Genomic DNA, 22,128 nt, shown 5'->3' with positions numbered 1-22,128 from the left:
TCCAACATCTACCCAGAAGAGGATTTCGACGTGATCAACAAGCAGAACCTCCGCACCAACGTGCTGGCCGTGGCCATGCTGTCGCTGTGCGGCACCGGTCTTGTGCATGCTGCCGAGCCCAGGGCGACCGGGCCGATCTCCGGCCCGGCCACGGCCCAGGTCGACGGCATCATCGTCAAGTACCGAGCCGGCAGTGCGGCTTCGCGTGATGCCTCGGCCAAACTGGCGGTGGTCAACTCGGCGCTGGCACGTGCTCCGCTGGCTGGGCTCAATGCCAACGCATCGGTGCGCACCGCCGCCTTTGCGCCGACGGTGACCCGCCGTCTGGCCACCGGTTCGGACCTGATCAGCCTCAAGCGTGGCATCGGCGGCGCCGACCTGGACAAGCTGCTTGCCGAGCTGCGTGCAGATCCCAGCGTCGAGCGCGCGGTGCCGAACCGCCGCATGTACGCCGTGGATGCGCCCTCCAGCCCGGGCTGGGCCGTGGAAGCACGCGCCGACAACGATGTGACCCCCAACCTGGTTCCCAATGACCCGCGCTACCAGCAGTACAACTGGCATTTCCACAATCCGGTCGGCGGTGTGAACGCCGAAGCGGCGTGGGACATCTCACAGGGCGAGGGCATCGTGGTCGCCGTGCTCGACACCGGCATCCTGCCGGACCATCCGGACTTTGCTGCTGGCACCCTGCTGGAAGGCTACGACTTCATCAGCCATGCCGAGATTTCCCGCCGCCCCACCGATGACCGGGTGCCGGGTGCGCTCGACTACGGTGACTGGATGCCGACCGCCAACTACTGCTACAACGGCCAGCCGGTGCGCAACAGCTCCTGGCACGGCACCCACGTTGCCGGCACGATTGCCGAGGCGACCAACAACGGTATCGACGTAGCGGGCCTGGCGTACAAGTCCACCGTGTTGCCGGTACGCGTGCTCGGTTACTGCGGCGGCACCACGGCCGACATCGTCGACGCCATCGTCTGGGCTTCCGGTGGCGATGTCCCCGGCATTCCGGCCAACCAGAACCCGGCCGAGATCATCAACATGAGCCTCGGCGGTGCCGGTGCCTGTTCGCCGGAAGAGCAGGAGGCGATCACCGCTGCCAACAGCCGCGGCACCGTGGTCGTGGTGGCCGCCGGCAACGACGGCGGCAACGTGGCCAACGCCAGCCCGGCCAACTGCAGCGGCGTGATCGCCGTCGGCGCCACCGGCATCACCGGCAACATCGCCTACTACTCCAACTACGGTGCGGGCGTGGACCTGGCCGGCCCGGGTGGCGGTGTCAACGAAGGCAACCCGAACGGCTATGTGTGGCAGGCGGTGTCCAGCAGCACCACGGCACCGCCGCCGGCCGGTTCCACCACCGGCTACGGCATCGGCGGCAAGGCTGGTACCTCGATGGCGGCGCCGCACGTGGCCGCGGTGGCCGCGCTGGTGCAGAGCGCGCTGATTGCCGAAGGCAAGCAGCCGCTGACTCCGGTGGCACTGCGCCAGTTGCTGAAGGACTCGGCACGTCGGTTCCCGGTGGCCATTCCCGCCGCCACCCCGATCGGCACCGGCATCGTCGATGCCAAGGCCGCACTCGACCTTGCCCTGGCCGAGCCGTGCACCGAAGACTGCGGTCCCAGTGCCATCGCGCTGACCAACAAGGTGGCGCTGGGTGGGCTGAGCGGTGCTGCCGGCAGCGGCACGCTGTACAGCTTCGAAGCCGCCGCTGGCAAGCCGGTCAGCTTCGTCACCTACGGTGGTACCGGCAACATCTCGCTGTATGTGAGCGCCGGGCAGGAGCCCACCGCTGCGGCGCACGATGCCAGGTCGACCCGTGCCGGCAATGCCGAGTCGGTGCGCTTCACCGCGCCGGTGGCAGGCACCTACTACGTCCGCGTGGTGGGTGAGGCGGCCTACAGCGGCGTCAGCCTGATGGCGACCCAGTAAGGCAGGCCACTGCGCTGGCCCGCCGGCTGCATGCCGGCGGGCCAGTGTCGTCTTCACCACCCCGTCCCGTCCTGCAGATCTTCCGTTGTCGTCAATGTCCCGCTTGCCGCAGTCCCGCGCGATCTGTGCTGCCGTGCACACGCCTGCGCACAGCCCATGCGCGCGTCAGCCTGCAGACGAACTGCTACAGTCAGCGTGGCTTTGCGGAGGATCCCTGTGAACGCGGTTGCTGAACCCGGTTTGCCCGATGGCATCGATGCGCCGTTGATCGACGCGTTGTTGGCGCGTGGCCGTCTTCGCGAGAACGACCTGGCCAAGGCGCGCGCGCTGCATGCCGAAGCCGGTGGCAGCCTGGTGGCGCTGCTGGTGCGGCTGGGCCTGGTGTCCGAGCGCGACCAGGCGCAGGTCAGTGCCGAGGTGTTCGATCTGCCGGTGCTTGATGGTAAAGCGCTGCCCGACGCACCGCCGCCGGCGCTCGCCGATGGCCTGCCGGTGAGCCTGCGCTTCCTCAAGCAGTTCCATGTCTGCCCGGTTGCGCTGGACGAGAACGGCCTGCAGCTCTGGCAGGCGGATGTGCACGATCCGTATCCGCGACAGGCGGTGGCGCTCGCCACCGGCCTGGCCGTGCTGCCGCGCATCGGCGTGCGCTCGGAGATCGATGACCTGATCGAACGTTGGTATGGGCAGGGCCGCAGCGCGATGGGCGCGATTCTGGAGACCGCTGACGGCGAAGGCGCCGCCATCGATGACATCGAGCATCTGCGTGACCTCGCCTCGGAGGCGCCGGTCATCCGGCTGGTCAACCTGGTGATGCAGCGCGCCGTGGAGCTGCGCGCGTCGGACATTCATGTCGAACCGTTCGAGAGCCGCCTGAAGGTGCGCTACCGGGTTGACGGCGTGCTGGTGGAAGGCGAGAGCCCGCCGGCCAATCTCACCGCCGCGGTGATCAGCCGCATCAAGATCATGGCGCGGCTCAACATCGCCGAGCGACGCCTGCCGCAGGACGGTCGCATCATGCTGCGTGTGCAGGGCAAGGAGCTGGACCTGCGCGTGAGCACTGTTCCCACTGCCCACGGTGAGAGCGTGGTGATGCGTCTGCTGGACCGCGAGACGGTGGTGTTCGACTTCCATCGACTCGGCTTCACCGATGCCTTCCTGCCGCAGTTCCGCAAGGTGCTCGACCTGCCGCACGGCATCCTGCTGGTGACCGGGCCGACGGGCTCCGGCAAGACCACCACGCTGTACACCGCGTTGAGCCAGCTCAACACGGCCGATGTCAAAATCATCACGGTTGAAGATCCGATCGAGTACCAGATCGAAGGCATCAACCAGATCCAGGCCAAGCCGCAGATCGGCCTGGATTTTGCCAATGCGCTGCGCAGCATCGTCCGCCAGGACCCGGACATCATCATGATCGGTGAAATGCGCGATCTTGAAACCGCGCGCATCGCCATCCAGTCCGCCCTGACCGGGCACATGGTGCTGTCCACCCTGCACACCAACAATGCCGCCGGTGGCATCACCCGGCTGCTCGACATGGGGGTGGAAGACTATCTGCTGACCTCCACCATCAACGGCATCCTGGCCCAGCGTCTGGTACGCCGGCTCGAGCCCACGCACGCCGAACGCTACCTGGCCTCGCCGGAGGAGATCGAACGCTTCGATCTGCGCCGGCTGCAGCCGGATGGCGAGATCCATCTGTACCGGCCGCGTCCTTCCGCGCTGGCGCCGACCGGTTACCTCGGTCGGACCACCATCATGGAGTTTCTGGTGATGGACGATGAACTGCGGCGGGCGGTGATGCGCCGCGATGGCATGGGCGAGATCGAGCGGCTGGCGCGCGCGGCCGGCATGCGCACGATGTATGAAGACGGGTTGTCCAAAGCGCTGGCAGGGCAGACCACGCTGGAAGAGGTGCTGCGCGTGACCGAGGAAAGCTGAGCATGCCGCTGTACCGCTACAAGGCGCTGGATGGCCGTGGCGAACTGGTTGACGGGCAGATGGAAGCGCCCAGCCAGGCCGAGCTGGTGCTGCGCCTGCAGGAGCAGGGTCATCTGCCGATGGAAACCGCGTTGGCCGCCGAGGGCGTGGCAGGTGCTGCGCCCTGGCGCGGGCTGTTCAGGCCGCGCCCGATGCAGGGCGCCGCGTTGCTGCAGTTCACCCAGCAGCTGTCGACCCTGCTGGGCGCCGGCCAGCCGCTGGACCGCGCGCTGACCATCCTGCTGGCCGCGCCGGAGGACGAACGTAGCCGGCGCGTGGTCGAGGAGATCCGCGACACGGTGCGCGGCGGTGCGGCATTGTCCACCGCGCTGGAGCGTCAGCACGGCCTGTTTTCCCGGCTCTACGTCAACATGGTGCGCGCCGGTGAAGCCGGCGGCAGCCTGCACGAAACGCTGCAGCGGCTGGCCGATTACCTCGAACGCAGCCGCGAACTGCAGGGGAGGGTGGTCAACGCGTTGATCTATCCGGCGATCCTGCTGCTGGTGGTGGGTGCCGCGCTGCTTTTCCTGCTCGGCTACGTGGTGCCGCAGTTCGCGCAGATGTACGAAAGCCTGGATGTGGCGCTGCCGTGGTTCACCCAGGCGGTACTGCTGGCCGGCGGCGTCGTGCGCGATGGCTGGTTCTACCTGGTGGCGGTGCCGGTGGCGGTTGTCTGGCTGGTGGAGCGTCGCCTGCGCCAGCCACAGGCAAGGCTGACGCTGGACGGTTGGCTGCTGCAGCGTCGCGGCATCGGCCCGCTGCTCGGCAAGCTGGAGAGCGCGCGGCTGGCGCGCACGCTGGGCACGCTGTTGCGCAACGGTGTGCCGCTGTTGGCGGCGCTGGGCATCGCACGCAATGTGCTGGGCAACCGCGCGCTGGCCGCCGACGTCGATGCCGCCGCCGAGGCGGTCAAGAACGGCAGCGGTTTGGCCACGGCGCTGTCGCGTGGGCAGCGCTTTCCCCGGCTTGCGCTGCAGATGATCCAGGTCGGCGAGGAGTCCGGTGCGCTGGACACCATGCTGCTCAAGACAGCCGACACATTCGAACAGGACACCGCGCGCAGCATCGACCGCCTGTTGTCGGCGATGGTCCCGATGATCACCCTCGTCTTGGCCTCGGTGGTCGGCGTGGTCATCATTGCGGTACTGGTTCCCCTGTATGACCTCACCAACGCCATCGGTTGACCGACGGCCCCGTCACCCCAGGATCTACGACGATGCAACGACGCTCTCTCCGCCGCTTTTCCTCTCCCCGCAACCAGTCGGGCATGAGCCTGCTGGAAATCATCATCGTCATCGTGCTGATCGGCGCGGTGCTGACCCTGGTGGCCAGTCGCGTGCTCGGTGGTGCCGACCGGGGCAAAGCCAACATCGCCAAGGCCCAGGTGCAGACCGTGGCCAGCAAGATCGACACCTACCGGCTCGATACCAACCGGCTGCCGGCGCAGCTGCAGGACCTGGTCGACGCTCCCGCGGGCGTGCAGGGCTGGCTGGGCCCGTATGCCAAGAGTGCCGACCTCAATGACCCGTGGGGCCATCCGCTGGAATACCGCACCCCTGGCGAAGGGCAGGATTACGAGCTGATCAGCCTCGGCAAGGACGGCAAGGCCGGTGGCAGCAGCGTCGATGCGGATATCCGCTACGAGCAGTAATGCCGATGCCGGTGGGGGTGCCACATCGCAGGTCGCGCCTGCCGGCGCGCGGGCGTGCCGGTGGCATGACCCTGCTTGAAATGCTGCTGGTCATCGCGTTGATCGCCGCGATCGGGCTGGTGACCGCCAGTGCGTTTTCACGGGGCCTGCCCGGCCTGCAACTGCGCACGGCGGGCAAGGAGCTGGCCAACCAGCTGCGCTTCACCCGCGCCCATGCCATTGCCCGCGGCCAGCCGCAGCGCTTTGTGATCGTACCTGCGCAGCATCGCTGGCGCGCCGCCAACGGTCGCGAAGGCACGTTGCCTCAAGCGCTCCAGATCCACTTCGAGGGCGCCGGGCAGCTGCAGGACGCACGTGGCGAAGGGGTGATCGAGTTCCACCCCGACGGCGGTTCCAGCGGGGGCCGCATCGAGCTGCAGCGTGGCGCTGCCGGCTGGCGCATCGATGTGGGCTGGCTGACCGGGCAGGTTGAATCCGGCCCGAAGGCGATGCCATGAAGCGCGCCGCCCGCGGTTTCACTCTGCTTGAGGTGCTGGTGGCGTTCGCGCTGCTGGCCGTGGCGTTGACCCTGCTGCTGGGGGCGTTGTCCTCGGCCGCCAGCCAGGTCGGCATGGCCGCGCAGCGCGCGCGGGCGGTGCTGCACGCACAGTCACTGCTGGCCAGTGCCGGCGTGGTGGAACCGCTGGCGGTGGGCCGCCGCGAGGGGGAGTGGGAGCAGGGGACCTACCGCTGGACCCTGCAGGTGAGCCCGTATGTGGAGCCCCGCCCGGAGGCCGGCGCCGCCGCTGCCGCGCCCCCGTTGGCTGGGCCGCAGCTGGTACAGCTGGAGCTGCAGGTGCAGTGGCAGGGAGCGCGCGCGGGCCGGCTGCAGTGGCGCACCCTGCGGCTGCTGCCGCCCGCGCTGGAGCAGGGCACGTGAGGCGCCATGCTGCCGGCTTCACCCTGATCGAGGTGCTGGTGGCCACGGTGCTGCTGGCTGCGGGCCTGGCATTGGCCTTTGTCACCGTGCGCTCGGCGATGACCATCAGCCAGCGCGGTGAGGTCATGGCTACCGACAGCGAGCGCATGCGCGCGGTCCAGGGCCTGTTGCGGCGCCAGCTCGGCGCGGCGTTGCGCAGCCCGCTGCAGCCGTTGGACCCGGGCCGGGAGCCTCAGTATTTCGTCGGCGATGAGCAGGGCATGCGCTTTGTCGCCGACCTGCCCGGTTATCTCGGGCGCGGTGGTCCCTATCTTCATGACCTGCAGGTTGCCAAAGGTGCCGATGGTCTGCGCCTGGAGCTGGGGCTGGTGATGGTGCAGGACGGCCAGCTTTTCCCGGAACAGCCGCCGCGCCGGCCCGAGCTGCTGGTCGGGCAGCTGCGCGAGGTCACGATGCGTTATCGCGGACTCGATCCGGCAACAGGCCAATGGACCGACTGGCTGCCGCGCTGGGACGATACCCGCCGTCTGCCGGTGCTGGTGTCGATCCACGTGGTACCCGAGCGCGGCCAAGCCTGGCCGGAGCTGCAGGTCGCGCTCGAGCGCGCCGGCCAGGCTGGTGGGCGATGAAGCGCGCGGCACGCCAGGCCGGTGCGGCGCTGGTACTGGTGCTGTGGCTGATCGCGCTGCTGACCGCCGTGGTCGGCGCGTTCGCGGTCAGTGCGCGCACCGAACATCTGCAGCAGCGGGTGCAGGACGACGCCGCACGCAGCCAGGAAGTGGCGCGCGCGGGGGTGGCCTATGCGGTGTCACGTCTGCGCGCCGATCCCCAGCGTCCTGCATGGCAGGCCGATGGCAGGCGGTACCGGTGGCGCTTCGATGACATGCAGGTGGACATACGCATCGAGGATGAGGCCGGCAAGATCAATCTCAATCTGGCCGATCTCACTCTGCTGCAGGCCTTCCTGGTCGCACTCGGCGAGCCGCCCGCACAGGCGCAGCAGCTGGCCGGTGCCATCGTTGACTGGCGCGACGCCGACGACCTCAGCCCGCCTGGCGGCGGTGCCGAGGTGCGCGATTATGTCGCCGCCGGCCTGCCGTATGGCCCGCGCAACCGCAATTTCGAGACCCCCGGTGAGCTCCAGCGCGTGCTGGGCATGCGTGCATCGCTTTACGCAAGCATGCGTCCCATGCTCACCGTGCACGGGCGCTCGGCACAACCCGATCCGCGTGTCGCGGCGGGCCCGGTACTTACCGCGATGGGCCTGGACGCCGAGCAGGTTCTGGCCCAGCGCAGGCAGGCCGAGGCGGCCGAACAGGACGGCGCGGCGACACCGGCTCTTGCCAGCGGCAGCGGCACCTATAGTATCGAGTGCAGCATCGTTGACGGCACCGGCCGGACGACGGTCACACGTGCCGTGGTGCGCGATTCACAGAATGCTGCCCTGGGGCAGGCGTTTACGGTGCTTCACTGGGAGCAGGGAATGGCAACGCAATGACTGGGCCGAAGGAACGGATCAGCCAGCTGGCAGGGCAGGGCGCGTTGCGTACGTCCCGTTTTCTGCGCTGGTGGCGCGAGGCATTGCTGGCCTGGTTGCCGGCGCGCTGGAAATGGGCGCTGGGATGGTCGCCGGCACGCCTGCTGCTGCGTCGGCAGGGCGAGGAACTGATCGTGCAGCGCGAGATAGCTGCGGTGTGCAGTGACGTCGCGCGCTTGCCCTGGCCAACGCCGCCGGCCGTGCTGGAAGCCGCGCTGGAGACGCCATTGCGACGTCTGCCGCGCCATTGGCTGCTGCCTGCTGCGCAGGTGCTGCGTCGCCCCCTGCGCCTGCCGGCAGCCGCGCTGACCCGCCTGCACGATGTGGTGGGTTTTGAGATTGACCGGCAGACGCCGTTTCGTGCCGATCAGGTGGTCCACGACGTCCGGGTACTGGCGCCGGTGGGAGACTCACAGGTGGACGTCGAGCTGGTGGTCCTGCCGCGCCCACAGCTTGAGCAGTGGCAACAGGAACTGGGGCCACTGGCCGCCGATCTTGCCGGGCTTGACGTGGCAGGCGATGAGGGCGCGGCATTGCAGATCAATCTGCTGCCGCCGGCCCAACGGCGGCGACAGGTCAATCCGCAGCGCCGCCGCGAGCTTCTGTTGCTTGCCGTCAGCACCGTGCTGCTGATGCTGGCCGGCGAGCGCGTGGTGGACAACCGCGAAGCGGCGGCGGACCGTCTGCGCGCGCAGGTCGAACAGAGCGCGCGGCAGGCGCGCGAGGTCTCCGACCAGCGGGCCCTGCTGCAGTCGCTGGTGAACGGCGCCCGGTTCCTGGACGAGAAGAGTGCGCGTCAACCCGGCGCGCTCCAGGTATGGAATGAACTCAGCCAGCTGCTGCCTGCCGGTACCTATCTGGAAAAGATGGGCATCGAGAACGGCAGCCTGCAGTTGATCGGGCTGACCCGCGAGGCCAATCAGCTGGTGTCACTGCTGGAACCCTCGCCACTGTGGCGGCGGGTGAACCTCACCGGCGTGCTGCAGGCGGACCAGGCCGCCAACGGCCGCGACCGGTTCACCCTCACCGCCGAGCTGCAGGCTGCGCCGACCCGTCCGGCACCGGTACAGGAGACTGCCGATGCGGCATCTGCCAAACAGCCGTGACCGCTGGCTGGCGTTGGGTCTGCTGCTGGCGCTGCTGGCGCTGGCGTATCTGCTGCTGATCCACCCGTGGTTCACCGCGCCGCTCATGGCGATCAACCAGGACATCGAGGCCCTGCAGGAGCGCGGACAGCGGGTTGCCGCGCAGCTGGAGCAGGGGCCCGAAGTAGCCCAGCGCCTGCAACAGGTGCAGGAGGAGCTGCGCACCCGTCCCGGCCTGCTGACCGCTGCCACCGAAGAGAGCGCCGCTGCCACCCTGGGCGTACGCCTGCAGGAGGCCGTGGCCCAGGCCAGCCCCGGCAACCGCGCCTGTGTGGTGAGCAACCGCACGCCCCTGCCGGGTAACCGGGGTGACGGCGAATTCGCGCGTGTCGCCCTGCAGGTGCGGCTGCGCTGCGGTGTGGCCGAGATGGCGCAGGTGCTGCATGGGCTGGAAACCGGCGCACCGCGCCTGTTCGTGGAAAACCTGAACGTACTCGCGCAGCGTTATCAGGCCTCCGCGCAGGAGACCGGTACCGGGCTGGATGTGTCTTTCGAACTGGTGGGCTATCTGCAGCCGATGCTGCAAGGCGCCGCGTCCGAACCGGCCACCCCTGCGCCTGCGCCGGCGGGCATGCTGGATTCGCCCGGTGCCGCAGCGGCGGGGTCGGTGGGGGACGAAGAGAACGTTGCTGCGCCAAACGTGGTCGAGGACGCGGCCGAGGTGGTCGACGTGCCGCTGGAGGAGACGGGCGATGCGCCTTGAGTCCTCCACCCCGCGTACCTGGATCGTCGCCGCGATCACCGTGGTCTCCGCGCTGTGCTGGGTTGCCGCGCTGCTCGGTCTGGGCGGAGGCGTGGCACCGCAGGGGCGCGGTGACGTTGTTCCGCCGCCGTTGCCCACGCTGCCCCCTTTGCAGGCGGCACCGATGGCCGAGCCGGGAAGTTTCGATGCGGTCAGCGCGCGTTCTCTGTTCAGCGAGGATCGCCGGCCGCATCCGTTCCGCCTGCGTGCCGACGACGCGGCCTCCGCCTCACGCGTGCGCCTGACCGGCGTGCTGCTCGCGGGCGACTTCGCCATGGCCACGCTGACCGACGAGCAGGACCGTTCGCTGCGGCTGCACGTCAACGGCGAGGCGGTGGAGGGCTGGCAGCTGCTGGCGCTGGAGCCGCGGCGGGCCACCCTGCTTGGCCCGGAAGGCGCTGTGGTGCTGGAGCTGGCGGTGTTCGACGGCAAGGGCGGGCAGCCGCCGACGGTGCTGGGAGCACAGGATGCGCAGCGCGCGCTGCCGCCGCTGCCGGATGCGGCGCGGACCCAGCGCCGCGACGCGGCCGCTGGCGCTGGTCGCGCCGAGCCGGCGATGCCCGGGCCGGCCGCCGCACCGGCGCCCGCCGTGACCAATGGACCCAGCGAGGAGCAGATGAACGCGATCCGCGAGCGCATCCGTGCCCGCCGCGCGCAGCTTCAGCAACAGCAACAGCAACAGAAACAGCAGTCGGGGTCGCCTGCCGGCGGCGCCGCCAACCGATAGAGTGAAAAGCATGAGCCTGCGTTACGTGGTCTGTTCATTCGCACTTGCCCTGCTGGGTGGGTGCGCCTCCATGTCCTCGCCTCAGCTGCACCGCGGTCCCGCACCGGTGACCGCACCTGCCGCCGGCAGCGCGGCCAGCGACGCCGCGCTGGAAGACACCCGGGGTGCGCCGCAGGCCGTGATCCGCCGGGGCAGTGGCACGATGATCAACCGTCCTGCCGCAGCCGCTGCGTCCCCCTCACTGGCGCAGGCCGGGAGCGGCTCGGCCACCTTCAACTTCGAGGGTGAGTCGCTGCATGCCGTGATCAAGGCGATCCTCGGCGACATGCTGGGGCAGAACTATGTGATCGCGCCGGGTGTGCAGGGCACGGTGACCCTGGCCACGCCCAAGCCAGTGTCCTCGGCGCAGGCGATGAACCTGCTGGAAATGGTGCTGGGCTGGAACAACGCACGCATGGTCTACAGCGGCGGTCGCTACAACATCGTGGCTGCCGACCAGGCACTGGCCGGCACGGTCGCGCCCAGCACCGCGCCCGCGTCCAGCGCACGCGGCTTCGAGGTGCGCGTGGTACCGCTGCAGTACATCTCTGCCAGCGAGATGAAAAAGGTGCTTGAGCCGTATGCGCGCCCCAATGCGATCGTCAACGTGGACAGCGGCCGCAATGTCATCACCCTGGGCGGTACCCGCAACGAGCTGGAGAACTACCTGCGCACGGTGGAGATCTTCGATGTGGACTGGCTGTCGGGCATGTCCGTCGGTGTGTTTCCGATCCAGTCCGGTCGCGCCGAACAGGTATCGGCCGATCTGGAGAAGATCTTCGGCGAGGAAAGCGGTACCCCGAGTGCCGGCATGCTGCGCTTCCTGCCGCTGGAAAACGCCAACGCGGTCCTGGTGATCACCCCGCAGGCGCGCTACCTGGACCAGATCCAGCAGTGGCTTGATCGCATCGATACGGCGGGCGGCGCGCCGCGGCTGTTCACCTATGAGCTGCGTTACATCAAGGCACGTGATCTGGCCGAGCGGCTGGCAGAAGCGTTCTCGACCCAGGCCGGGCGCGGCGACAGCAGTGCGTCGCTGGCCCCGGGCGCGCGCAGCACGCGCATCGATTCGAACGGTGGTGAGCTGTCCAACGACGGCGATTCGAGCTTCGGCGGCAGCACAGGTGGCAGTGGAAGCAGTGGCGGCGGCATGCAGTTGCCGCAGCGCCAGTCCGGCAATGCCAGCGTCAGCCTGGAAATCGCCGGCGACACCGTCGGGGTCTCGGCAGTGGAGGAAACCAACGCCTTGCTGGTGCGCGCTTCGCCACAGGCCTGGCGCTCCATCCGCGAAGTGATCGACAAGCTCGACGTGATGCCGATGCAGGTCCATATCGAGGCGCAGGTGGCGGAGGTGGCGTTGCGCGGTGATCTCAAGTACGGGGTCAACTGGTATTTCGAGAACGCACTGACGCGGCCGTTTGCCGGCGATGGCATTGGACCGCAGGGGCCGGGCCTGGGCCTGGATGCGCGGCCGAGCGGCGGCTGGCAGAGCCTGGCTGGTGTGATCACCGGCAGCAACGCCAGCTGGACGGTGGCCCGCCACGGCGCGGCCGCCGTGGTCAGTGCACTGGACTCGGTGACCGACGTGCGCCTGCTGCAGACGCCGTCGATCTTCGTGCGCAACAACGCCGAGGCCACCTTGAACGTGGGCAACAAGGTGCCGATCAGCTCGACCACGATCAACGCCGGGGTTGGCACCAATACCTACAGCCAGGTGCAGTACATCGACACCGGTGTGATCCTCAAGGTGCGGCCGCGCGTCACCCGCGATGGCACGGTGTTCATGGACATCGTGCAGGAGGTCAGTACCGCCGACGACGTGCCGGCCAACTGCAACCCGCAGGAGCGCAACTGCAACCCCCGCATTGCCACACGCAAGCTGTCCACCGAGGCGGCGGTGCAGAACGGTGACACCATCATGCTGGCCGGGCTGATGACCGACTCGGGGACCGATGGCCACAACGGCATCCCCGGGTTGAGCCGCATCCCGCTGGTGGGCGCGCTGTTCGGGCAGAAGAGCCGGGTGAGCAACCGCTCCGAGGTGATCATCCTGCTGACGCCGACCATCGTGCGCAACCCGCAGGAGGCACGCGACCTGACCGACGAGTACAGCAGCCGGTTCCGCGCCATGGAGCCGATCAAGCCGTCGCGCAAGGTTCTGTAGTCCCTGCGACCTCCGCCGGAGGTCGCGCTTTGCTACCCTTGCGCGCATCGCACCTGTCGCTTCGGGCAGGTCGCGCAGCCAGCAGGGGAGGCCGGATGGGGGCGATCGTGTTGTTACCGCTGGGCGTGGACGATACCGCGCTGGACCGGTGCCTGGCTGCGCTGGACCGGTCCACACCTGCCGGCACCGCCGTCTGGCTTGCCGATGACGCGCAGGCCGGACCGCGCGCGCAGGACGTCATCGCGCACTGGCTGGCGCAGACCCCCCTGCAGGCCGAATACACCCGACGGGCGCGTCCGCTCGGCGAGGTCGCCCACCTGGATGAAATGCTGCAGGCCTGTCAGGGGCTGGATGTGGCGGTGCTGGCGCCGGACAGCGAGCCGGCACCCGGCTGGCTCGCGCACCTGCACGCGTGCTTTGAGCGCGATGCCGCGGTCGCCACCGCCACCCCATGGAGCAACGCCGGACAGAGCGCGGCATGGCCGCGTCTGGGCGAGGTCAATCCGCGGCCTGCGCAGCTTGATGCGCTGGCGGCAGCCTGCGCCGGATTGCCGCCGCGGCATCCCGAGCTGCCGGCTGCGGAAACCCACGCGGTGCTTGTACGCGGCAACGCACGCCGGCGTGCCGGACGTCTGGACGTGGACAGCTATGCAGGCTGGACCGCAGCGCTTATCGATCTGAGTCTGCGCATGGCCGGCCTTGGCTGGCGCAATGTACTGTGTGAGACCGCCTTCGTCGCCCGTGCCGGCGAAGGCATCACTGCGCCCGGTGACATGGAGGCCCTGGCCACGCGTTGGCCGGCCTGGACCGCACGGCTGGCCGGCATGCTGATGCGCGACCCTCTGCACGAAACGCGGCAGTCCCTGCAGCAGCGCTATCAACAGACGATAATGCCGGCGTCGCAGGGCGAGCTGTTCGCCGCTGCTGCCCTCCTGCCTCCGGAGCCTTCTGCTTGAACAACGGCATTGCCGCCATCGTGGTGACCTACCAGAGCGCCAGCACGCTCGACGCCTGCCTGCAGCACCTGCGTGCCGCCGAGGGCATCGCCCAGATCCGTGTGGTCGACAACGCGTCCAGCGATGGCACCGTGGAGATCCTGCAGCGCCACGCCAGTGCCGATCCGCGTGTGCGTTTCATCGCCAATCCGGATAACCCGGGGTTTGCCACGGCCAACAACCAGGGCGTGGCCGCGTCCAGTTGTGACTGGCTGGCCTTCGTCAATCCGGATGTGATGCTGCCGCCGACCACGCTGGCTCACCTGCAGCAGCGGGCGATGTCTCTCGGGGACTGTCTGCTGGGCGTCGAGCAGGTCGACGAACAGGGCGTGCCGGACCCGGCGGTACGGCGCCGCGCGCCGGATTTCCTGCAGATGCTGCGTTCGCCGGGGCAGGGCGGGAAGCTGGCGATCGTCCGTGATCCGACCCAGCCGCTGCAGCGCGTGCCGGCACTCTCCGGTGCACTGCTGCTGATGCCGCGCGCGCTGTTCGAGCGGGTCGGCGGCTGGGACGCGGGCTACCGGCTGCATGTAGAGGACCTGGACCTGTGCCGCAGTGTGGTCGAGGCCGGCGCGGTGGTGGCGGTAGCCAATGATCTGCAGGTGCTGCACGTGCGCGGGGTATCCAGCCGGTCGCGGCCGTTCTTTGTGGAATGGCACAAGCATCGGGGGTTGTGGCGGTATTTCTGCAAGTTCGAAGCGCGTCGGCGCAGCGTGCCGGTACGGGTGGCGGTGTGGGGGGCGATCTGGGCCCACGCGCTGCTGCAGGTCCCCCGACTGTTGATGAGGTAACGCAGGGGCTGCGCCCCTGCACCCCGCAGAAGCAACAGCAACAGCAACAGCAACAGCAACAGCAACAGCTGAGAGCGTCGGCTGTTGTTCTGTGCTGGTGAGGCGGGCCGGGGCAGGTTGGCGGGGGACGGCAAAAGCTGCGTCCATGCGGGCCTTGTCTCGCGCCGTCCTGGCGCTCCACACCCCCGCAAACCTGCCCCGGCCCACCGGCACACAGCCCGATGGACGGACGGCACAGGCGCTGTTGCCCCGCTCCTGGTAGGTGACGACCGTTGGTCGTCACGCCTTTGCGCTGGCACCCTCCCCGGAGATGGATGCTTCTGCCTTTGCTTTTGCTTTTGCTTTTGCTTTTTTCTTTTTTCTTTTTTCTTTTTTTCTGTGGCTGACGCCCACGAGGACTGTCACAGGCCGGGCGGGGCGGGTTTGTGGGGGTGTCGAGCGCCAGGACGGCGCGAAACAAGGCACGCATGGATGCAGTTTTTGCCGTCCCCCACAAACCCGCCCCGCCCGGCCCGCTCACAGCGCCCCCGCTGTTGCCCTGGCCCTTGCCTTTGCCTTCGGCTGTCGCCAACCATCCCCAGCCACAAGGGGCTGTGCCGTTCGCTGGTTCACGCGCCGGGGGGCATAATCAGCCCATGGCCATCATCCAATCCCTGCTCGACACCGACCTGTACAAGTTCACCATGATGCAGGCGGTGCTGCACCAGCACCCCGCCGCACTGGTGCAATACCGGTTCAAGTGCCGTAACCCGGGAATCGACCTGGCGCGCTACATCGATCAGATCAACGAGGAAATCGATCACCTGTGCAGCCTGCGCTTCACCGCGGCCGAGCTCGACTACATGCGCGGGCTGCGCTTCGTGAAGCCGGATTTCGTCGACTTTCTCGGCCTGTTCCATCTTGACCGCAAATACATCTCGCTGCGTCCGTCGACCACCGTGCCCGGCGAGATCGATCTGGACATCACCGGCCCGTGGCTGCACACCATCATGTTCGAGGTGCCGCTGCTGGCGATCATCAACGAGGTCTGGTTCCGCAATACCGGGACGGCGGACATCGCCGAAGGCGAACGTCGGCTGCAGGCCAAGGCAGCGCTGCTGCGCGATACGCCGGGCTTCGAGAACTGCCGCATCGCCGACTACGGAACGCGGCGACGGTACTCGCGTGACTGGCACGCGCGTCTGCTGCCCCTGCTGCGCGATGCGCTGGGCCCGCAGCTGGTGGGCACCAGCAACGTGCATTTCGCCCGCCTGTACGGCATGACCCCGCATGGCACCATGGCCCATGAGTACCTGCAGGCGTTCCAGGCGCTGGGGCCGCGGCTGCGTGACTCGCAGGTGGCGGCACTGGAAGCATGGGCCCGCGAGTATCGCGGTGATCTGGGTATCGCCTTGTCCGATGTCGTCGGTCTGGAGGCGTTCCTGCGCGACTTCGACATGTATTTCTGCAAGCTGTTTGATGGCGTGCGCCACGACTCGGGCGATCCCTTCGACTGGGGCGATCGCATGCTTGCCCACTTCCAGCACCGTCGTGTCGACCCCCGTAGCAAGGTGCTGGTTTTCAGCGATGGTCTCGACATCCAGAAAGTGATGCGCCTGTTCGATTACTTCCGCGGGCGCTGCCAGGTAGCGTTCGGGGTCGGCACCCATCTCACCAACGATCTCGGCCCCACGCCGCTCAACATCGTCATCAAGATGGTCCGCTGCAATGGGCAGCCGGTGGCCAAGCTGAGCGATTCACCCGGCAAGAGCATGTGTGACGACCCTGGCTACCTGGCCTATCTGCGGCAGGTGTTCGAGTTGCCGGTGACGCAGGACGGCTGAAACTGACGCAGCAGGGCATCCTGCCTCGGGTTTCGGTCCAGTGAAATGCGATGGTCATCACACTTGTTGGCGCGTGCGCGTGCGATGCCGTACCCTGCGGCCACGAGGTTGCTGTATGGGACACGTGATCGTTGCGTGGCGGGGCCTATGCAACAATGGCGTCAGCATTTCTCGCTTTGGGCCGCCAGTCGGCGTAGGGGACCTTCGCAGGTCGCCGGGCCGGTGACTTGGGAATTGGGGATGAGCACTTCAGCAGCTTTGGATTACTACCGTTCGCAGGTGTGCGCACCGCAGTGGCGCGGCTTTCTGCGGGCCATGGCAGCCGAGTTCGCTGACGCCCTGCCGGGCGCGGAGCTGCATCGGTTGATGGCGCGCATGGGCGAACGCTTTGCCCAGTCGCACCCGTTGCCCGACTGCGACGATCTGGACCAGCTGCAGCAGGCCTGCAATCAGGTCTGGGCTGCGGCTCAATGGGGCAGTGTGTGCTTCGTCGAGCAATCGGCACAGGTCAGCATCGAGCATCTGGGATCGCCGCTGTCGGCGCTGCTGGGCACCGACGCGGACTGGGCCGGCGGCTTCCTCGAGGGCGCTTACCGGCACTGGTTCAACGCTGCTGGCATGTTGCCCGCTCTGGACGTGGGCCACGCGGGCAATGGCACCGCCGACCTGCAGCGTTACGTGCTGTCCCGCGTGGCCTGACCGGCCTTCTTCTTCCGCTTTTGCGATGAGCTCAACCATGCCCACCGATGCAGAAAGCCATGACGATGTTGCCGGCCTGTTCAAGCGCCTGGGCCGGCGTGACAGCACGCCGCAGTACCACGATTTCTCGCCCCCTGCATCAGCGCCCCGCGCAGCCGCGCCGCCGGTGCCCGAGGTGGCGCCTGCTGCAGCCGAGGCCGCTGCCCCCACCGAAGCGGCTCGAGCGGCCGTAACGGCGTCGGCTGAGGGCCGGGTGGAGGTCGCAGGGAAGGCTGTGGCCGAGGCCATCCTGCCGGCCGCTGATGCGCCGGCCACACCGCTATCCGCACTGTTCGCGCGGCTGGCGGCGGCCCCGTTGCCCGCGGCCGCGCAGAGCCCGCTTGCGCGCCTGCGACAGCGCTGAACCCGTCCGCCTGCGCGTCACCTCGACGGTGGCGCTGGCCAGGCATGCCCGATCAAGACTGGCTGCGTACGCGGCTGAAGTGGATGTGACATGACCAAGCCCCCCAAGTCGGCCCCCTCCTCACTGCCTGCGCGGCTGGCCATGCCGGTGCTGGTCGCAGGCATGGTGTTCCTCACCGCCTTCGTGATCACCGTGCCGCTGGATGTCACCCAGCAGCTGCTGTTCTCGGCGGCGGTGTTCGCCATCGCGCTGTGCCTGCGCAACCGTCCGGGGCGGCTGATTCCGCTGATCCTGATGGGGCTGTCGCTGGTGATGTCCACCCGCTACATGTACTGGCGGCTGACCGAAACGCTGGGGTTCGGCAACATTCTCGACCTGGTGCTGGGCAGCGGCCTGGTGATGGCCGAAATCTACGCTTACGTGGTGCTCGTGCTGGGTTACTTCCAGGTGGCCTGGCCGCTCAACCGCGACCCGGTTCCCCTGCCGGAAGACCGCTCGACCTGGCCCACGGTGGATGTGTTCATTCCCACCTACAACGAGCCGCTCTCGGTGGTGCGTACCACCGTATTGGCAGCCACCGTGCTGGACTGGCCGGCCGACAAGCTGCGGGTGCATCTGCTCGATGACGGACGCCGCGAGGAGTTCCGTCAGTTCTGTGCGGAGGTCGGGGTCAACTATGTGACCCGGACCAATAACAGTCATGCCAAGGCCGGCAACATCAATGCCGCACTGAAGAAAACCGAGGGTGAGTTCGTCGCGGTGTTCGACTGCGACCACGTACCGACCCGCTCGTTCCTGCAGATGTCGATGGGCGGCTTCCTGCGTGATGCCAAGCTGGCTGTGGTGCAGACCCCGCACTACTTCTTCTCCGCCGACCCGTTCGAGCGCAACCTGGACACCTTCGGCCGCGTGCCCAACGAAGGTGAGCTGTTCTACGGCCTGCTGCAGGACGGCAACGATCAGTGGAATGCCACCTTCTTCTGCGGCTCGTGCACGGTGATCCGGCGTGCGCCGCTGGAAGCCATCGGCGGCGTGGCCGTGGAAACGGTGACCGAAGATGCGCATACGGCCATCCGCCTGCACAAGGCCGGCTGGCGCAGTGCCTACATCCCGATTCCGCAGGCCGCCGGGCTGGCCACGGAAAGCCTGTCCGCGCATGTGGGTCAGCGCATCCGCTGGGCCCGTGGCATGGCGCAGATCCTGCGGGTGGACAATCCGATGCTGGCCAAAGGCCTGAGCCTGGCGCAGCGGCTGTGCTACACCAACGCGATGCTGCACTTCTTCTACGGGTTGCCGCGCATCATCTTCCTTACCGCGCCGCTGGCCTACCTGTTCTTTGGCGCGCACGTCATCCATGCCTCGGCGCTGATGATCCTGGCCTACGCGCTGCCGCACATCCTGCAGGCGAACCTGACCAACATCCGTGTGCAGGGCAAGCACCGTCACCTGCTGTGGAACGAGGTCTACGAGACCTGCCTGGCGTGGTACATCCTGCGCCCGACCATGGTGGCGGTGATCAATCCGAAGCTCGGCAAGTTCAACGTTACCGCCAAGGGCGGCCTGGTCGAGCAGAGCTACTTCGACGCGCAGATCGCCCGTCCGTACCTGCTGCTGCTGCTGTTGAACCTGGCCGGTGTGATCACCGGCATCGTCCGTCTGGTGATGGCAGACACCAGCGGTGAGACCAATACCATCTGGTTGAACCTGGGCTGGACGCTCTACAACATGATCATGCTCGGTGCGGTCATCGCCACCTCCAGCGAGCAGCGGCAGATCCGCCGCTCGCACCGCGTACCGCTGTCGATGCCGGCCCATCTGCACCTGCCCGACGGGCGCGCGCTTGCCTGCCGGACGGTCAACTTCTCCACCGGCGGCATGGCCGTGCAGCTGGAGCAGGCCGAGCCGCTGCAGCCGGGTACCGAGGTGCAGATCGAACTGCGCAATCGCGGTCGCAGTGAGCGCCTGCCGGCGGTGATCCGCCATGACCGCGACGGGCAGGGCATCAGCCTGCAGTTCCAGAAGCTGGACCTGGAACAGGAGCGCTGGCTGGTGACCTCGACCTTTGCCCGCGCCGACATCTGGGTGCAGCTGTGGGGACGCCATGACCGCGACACCCTGCTGCGTTCGTTCGCCGACGTGTCCCGTGCCAGTGCGCGCGGGTTTGCCCGTCTGGGTCATTTCATCATTACCGGTGGTCGCCGCAGCGCGCCTGCCACCCCGCGTTCCGGAGATTCGGCATGATCGTTCGTGGCAACCGTTCCGCTCTGGCCGGCCGTTGGCTGCCGCCGCGCAGTGCTGCGCTGGCGTTCGCTCTGACCCTGGGGTTCGGCGCTGCGCATGCGCAGCAGCCACCGGCCGATGCGGCCGGGATGTCCGTCACCCCCGCGCCGGCCGCACAGGATGCGCTGGCTGTCCCGCCGGTTGCGGCGGGCAGCGGCAGCCGCCAGAGCCAGCAGACGCTGCGTGACCTGGGCATCGACTATGAGATGACCCTGCGCGGCATCCAGGGCGTGGCAGGCGTACCGTTTTCCATCCGCAATGACCAGGTGGTCGACCAGGCATCGCTCAAGCTGAAGTACAGCTATTCGCCCGCGCTGCTGCCCGACCTGTCGCACCTGAAGGTGACCGTCAACGATGTCACCGTGGCCACCATCCCGGTGCCCACCGAGCAGGCAGGGCAGGTACTGGAGCGTGACATCGAGATCGATCCGCGATTGATCATCGACTACAACCGGATCAACCTGCAGCTGATCGGCCACTACACCCGCGAGTGCGAGGACCCGGATCACACCAGCCTGTGGGCCAACATCGACAGCGGCAGCACGCTGCAGCTGGGCTGGGTGCCGCTGCAGTTGAACAACGACCTGGCCCTGCTGCCGGTACCGTTCTTCGACGCACGCGATACCCGCACGCTGCAGCTGCCGTTCGTGTTCGCCGGGCAGCCGGAAACCGCGACGCTGGAGTCGGCCGGCATCGTCGCCTCCTGGTTCGGTGCCCTGGCCGGCTACCGCGGTGCGCGTTTCTCCGCTGCCATCGACGCCATTCCGCTGCAGGGCAACGCGGTGGTGATGGCCACGCCGCGCAACGTGCCGCAGGGGGTGGAGCTGCCGCAGGTCAATGGACCGACCCTGGCGGTGACGAACAACCCGAACGACCCCGACGGCAAGCTGTTGCTGGTGCTGGGCCGCGATGCCGAGGAGCTGCGCAAGGCGGCCACCGCCTTGACGCTGGGCACGCCGCTGTCCGGTGCCAGTGCCACCATCGCCGAGCTGAAGGCCATCGCCCCGCGCAGACCGCACGATGCGCCCAACTGGGTGCCCAGCGATCGCCCCGTGCCGTTTGGCGAGCTGGTCGAGCGCCCCAGCGAACTGAACGTGCGCGGTTACAATCCTGATCTGGTACGGGTGGGCCTGCAGCTGCCGCCGGACCTGTTCACCTGGCAGGAGCAGGGCATTCCGATGAACCTGCGTTACCGCTACACCCTGCCCGAGGGTGCCGACGAATCGAAGTTGAATATCAGCATCAACGACGCCTTCGTCACCACCTTGCCGCTCAACGGCCTGCCGTATGCCAGTTCGGCCGCCGGCATGCTGTGGAACAAGATGCGTGTGCGCGGTGAGATGCCGATCGAGCAGAAGGTGATGCTGCCCACCGGCCCGTTCTCGGCCAACAGCCAGCTGCGCTTCCACTTCTTCTTCGACCGTCCGCAGGCAGGTGAGTGCAAGAACACCTTCCCGGACGTATCGGCGGCCATCGATCAGGACTCGACCATCGACCTGTCCGGTTTTGCCCATTACATGGCGATGCCCAACCTGGCCGCATTCGGCAATGCCGGCTTCCCGTTCACGCGCATGGCCGACCTGTCCGAAACCGGCCTGGTGCTGCCGGACAACGCCACGGTGGATGATGTTGCCAACGCGCTGACGCTGTTCGGCCGCATGGGGGCCTCCACCGGCTACCCCGCACTGGGCAACAAGGTGCTGCGCGCGGCCGAGGTCAAGGCCAATGCAGGACTGGACCTGATCGTGCTGGGCTCGCGAAACAACCAGCCGCTGTTCAGTGAGTGGGCCAGCAGGATGCCGATCGGCGAAGGGCGCGAGCGCCGGTTCTCGCTCTCCGACTGGGCAGCGCGCGAGATGCCGCTGCTGTTTGCCAGCGATGCCCGCCGCACCGACCTGAAGACCACTGCCGAGGTGTCGGTGCGTCCGGGTGCGGGCGACGTGGTGATGATGGGCTTCCAGTCACCGTTGGACAGCGCCCGCAGCGTGGTGGCGATCCTCGCCGACGATCCGGCCCGGGTCAGTGACCTGTTCGACGCGTGGTTCAAGCCGGCCACCCTGCGCCAGTTCCAGGGCAGCGTGGTATTGCTGCAGGAAGGCAAGGTGCTGAGCCTGGCCGGCAACCAGACCTATTACGTGGGTCACCTGCCGCCGCTGACCTGGGCACGCTGGTACTTCTCGCACAACCCGCTGCTGCTGGCGCTGATCGTCGGCATCGGCAGCCTGCTGCTTGCGCTGCTGGCGCGCTGGATGCTGATGCGCCATACCCGCAAGCGTCTGATCGAAGGAGGGGGTTGAG

General features: G+C 67.9%; 19 protein-coding genes. All 19 read left to right on the top strand.

Annotated elements, in window-relative coordinates:
• Nucleotides 1–30 precede the first annotated feature (30 nt).
• A complete protein-coding gene (locus tag RZA67_RS13065; RefSeq protein ID WP_317214017.1) occupies nucleotides 31–1,935 on the top strand; it encodes a S8 family serine peptidase in 1,905 nt (634 codons plus the stop codon).
• Between the two features lie 216 nt (nucleotides 1,936–2,151).
• Nucleotides 2,152–3,876, top strand: coding sequence for a type II secretion system ATPase GspE (gene gspE / locus RZA67_RS13060; RefSeq protein ID WP_317213154.1), 1,725 nt, complete (start codon nucleotides 2,152–2,154; stop codon nucleotides 3,874–3,876).
• 2 nt (nucleotides 3,877–3,878) lie between these two features.
• Complete coding sequence (locus tag RZA67_RS13055; protein ID WP_317213153.1) at nucleotides 3,879–5,099, top strand: type II secretion system F family protein; 1,221 nt, start codon at nucleotides 3,879–3,881, stop codon at nucleotides 5,097–5,099.
• Nucleotides 5,100–5,131: 32 nt separating this feature from the next.
• Nucleotides 5,132–5,566: a type II secretion system major pseudopilin GspG gene (gene gspG / locus RZA67_RS13050; protein ID WP_317213152.1), complete on the top strand. Its 435-nt coding sequence runs from the start codon at nucleotides 5,132–5,134 to the stop codon at nucleotides 5,564–5,566.
• A gap of 5 nt (nucleotides 5,567–5,571) precedes the next feature.
• On the top strand, nucleotides 5,572–6,063 hold the full coding sequence (locus RZA67_RS13045) for a GspH/FimT family pseudopilin (RefSeq protein ID WP_317214015.1): 492 nt from the start codon (nucleotides 5,572–5,574) through the stop codon (nucleotides 6,061–6,063).
• Nucleotides 6,060–6,485, top strand: a complete 426-nt coding sequence (locus RZA67_RS13040) for a prepilin-type N-terminal cleavage/methylation domain-containing protein (RefSeq protein ID WP_317213151.1) — start codon at nucleotides 6,060–6,062, stop codon at nucleotides 6,483–6,485. The genes RZA67_RS13045 and RZA67_RS13040 overlap by 4 nt, the downstream gene beginning before the upstream one ends.
• Nucleotides 6,482–7,114 (top strand): prepilin-type N-terminal cleavage/methylation domain-containing protein, encoded by a 633-nt coding sequence (locus RZA67_RS13035; protein WP_317213150.1) that lies wholly within the window; start codon nucleotides 6,482–6,484, stop codon nucleotides 7,112–7,114. The genes RZA67_RS13040 and RZA67_RS13035 overlap by 4 nt, the downstream gene beginning before the upstream one ends.
• A complete protein-coding gene (locus RZA67_RS13030) occupies nucleotides 7,111–7,983 on the top strand; it encodes a type II secretion system protein GspK (protein WP_317213149.1) in 873 nt (290 codons plus the stop codon). Before RZA67_RS13035 ends, RZA67_RS13030 begins: the two co-directional genes overlap by 4 nt.
• Nucleotides 7,980–9,128: a PilN domain-containing protein gene (locus RZA67_RS13025; RefSeq protein ID WP_317213148.1), complete on the top strand. Its 1,149-nt coding sequence runs from the start codon at nucleotides 7,980–7,982 to the stop codon at nucleotides 9,126–9,128. Before RZA67_RS13030 ends, RZA67_RS13025 begins: the two co-directional genes overlap by 4 nt.
• Nucleotides 9,112–9,870 (top strand): type II secretion system protein GspM, encoded by a 759-nt coding sequence (gene gspM, locus RZA67_RS13020; protein WP_317214014.1) that lies wholly within the window; start codon nucleotides 9,112–9,114, stop codon nucleotides 9,868–9,870. The genes RZA67_RS13025 and gspM overlap by 17 nt, the downstream gene beginning before the upstream one ends.
• Complete coding sequence (locus tag RZA67_RS13015; RefSeq protein ID WP_317213147.1) at nucleotides 9,860–10,636, top strand: hypothetical protein; 777 nt, start codon at nucleotides 9,860–9,862, stop codon at nucleotides 10,634–10,636. Before gspM ends, RZA67_RS13015 begins: the two co-directional genes overlap by 11 nt.
• Nucleotides 10,637–10,646: 10 nt before the next feature.
• The gene (gene gspD, locus RZA67_RS13010) at nucleotides 10,647–12,839 is read left to right on the top strand and encodes a type II secretion system secretin GspD (protein ID WP_317213146.1); all 2,193 of its coding nucleotides are present in this window, start codon (nucleotides 10,647–10,649) and stop codon (nucleotides 12,837–12,839) included.
• Nucleotides 12,840–12,934: 95 nt separating this feature from the next.
• Nucleotides 12,935–13,795: a glycosyltransferase gene (locus tag RZA67_RS13005; RefSeq protein ID WP_317213145.1), complete on the top strand. Its 861-nt coding sequence runs from the start codon at nucleotides 12,935–12,937 to the stop codon at nucleotides 13,793–13,795.
• Entirely contained in the window at nucleotides 13,792–14,625 is an 834-nt protein-coding gene (locus RZA67_RS13000) for a glycosyltransferase family 2 protein (protein ID WP_317213144.1), read from the top strand. Before RZA67_RS13005 ends, RZA67_RS13000 begins: the two co-directional genes overlap by 4 nt.
• 635 nt (nucleotides 14,626–15,260) lie before the next feature.
• A complete protein-coding gene (pncB, locus tag RZA67_RS12995; protein WP_317213143.1) occupies nucleotides 15,261–16,448 on the top strand; it encodes a nicotinate phosphoribosyltransferase in 1,188 nt (395 codons plus the stop codon).
• 240 nt (nucleotides 16,449–16,688) lie between these two features.
• Nucleotides 16,689–17,147 (top strand): cellulose synthase, encoded by a 459-nt coding sequence (locus RZA67_RS12990; RefSeq protein WP_317213142.1) that lies wholly within the window; start codon nucleotides 16,689–16,691, stop codon nucleotides 17,145–17,147.
• A gap of 37 nt (nucleotides 17,148–17,184) precedes the next feature.
• Complete coding sequence (locus RZA67_RS12985) at nucleotides 17,185–17,550, top strand: hypothetical protein (RefSeq protein ID WP_317213141.1); 366 nt, start codon at nucleotides 17,185–17,187, stop codon at nucleotides 17,548–17,550.
• Between the two features lie 141 nt (nucleotides 17,551–17,691).
• Entirely contained in the window at nucleotides 17,692–19,791 is a 2,100-nt protein-coding gene (bcsA, locus tag RZA67_RS12980; RefSeq protein WP_317214013.1) for a UDP-forming cellulose synthase catalytic subunit, read from the top strand.
• Nucleotides 19,788–22,127, top strand: a complete 2,340-nt coding sequence (bcsB, locus tag RZA67_RS12975) for a cellulose biosynthesis cyclic di-GMP-binding regulatory protein BcsB (protein WP_317213140.1) — start codon at nucleotides 19,788–19,790, stop codon at nucleotides 22,125–22,127. Before bcsA ends, bcsB begins: the two co-directional genes overlap by 4 nt.
• The last annotated feature ends 1 nt before the right edge of the window (nucleotide 22,128 follow it).

Source organism: Stenotrophomonas sp. C3(2023), from assembly GCF_032911385.1.
Lineage (GTDB): Bacteria > Pseudomonadota > Gammaproteobacteria > Xanthomonadales > Xanthomonadaceae > Stenotrophomonas.
The sequence above is the reverse complement of the archived record's forward strand: the minus strand, read 5'-3'. Positions and strand labels throughout refer to the sequence as shown.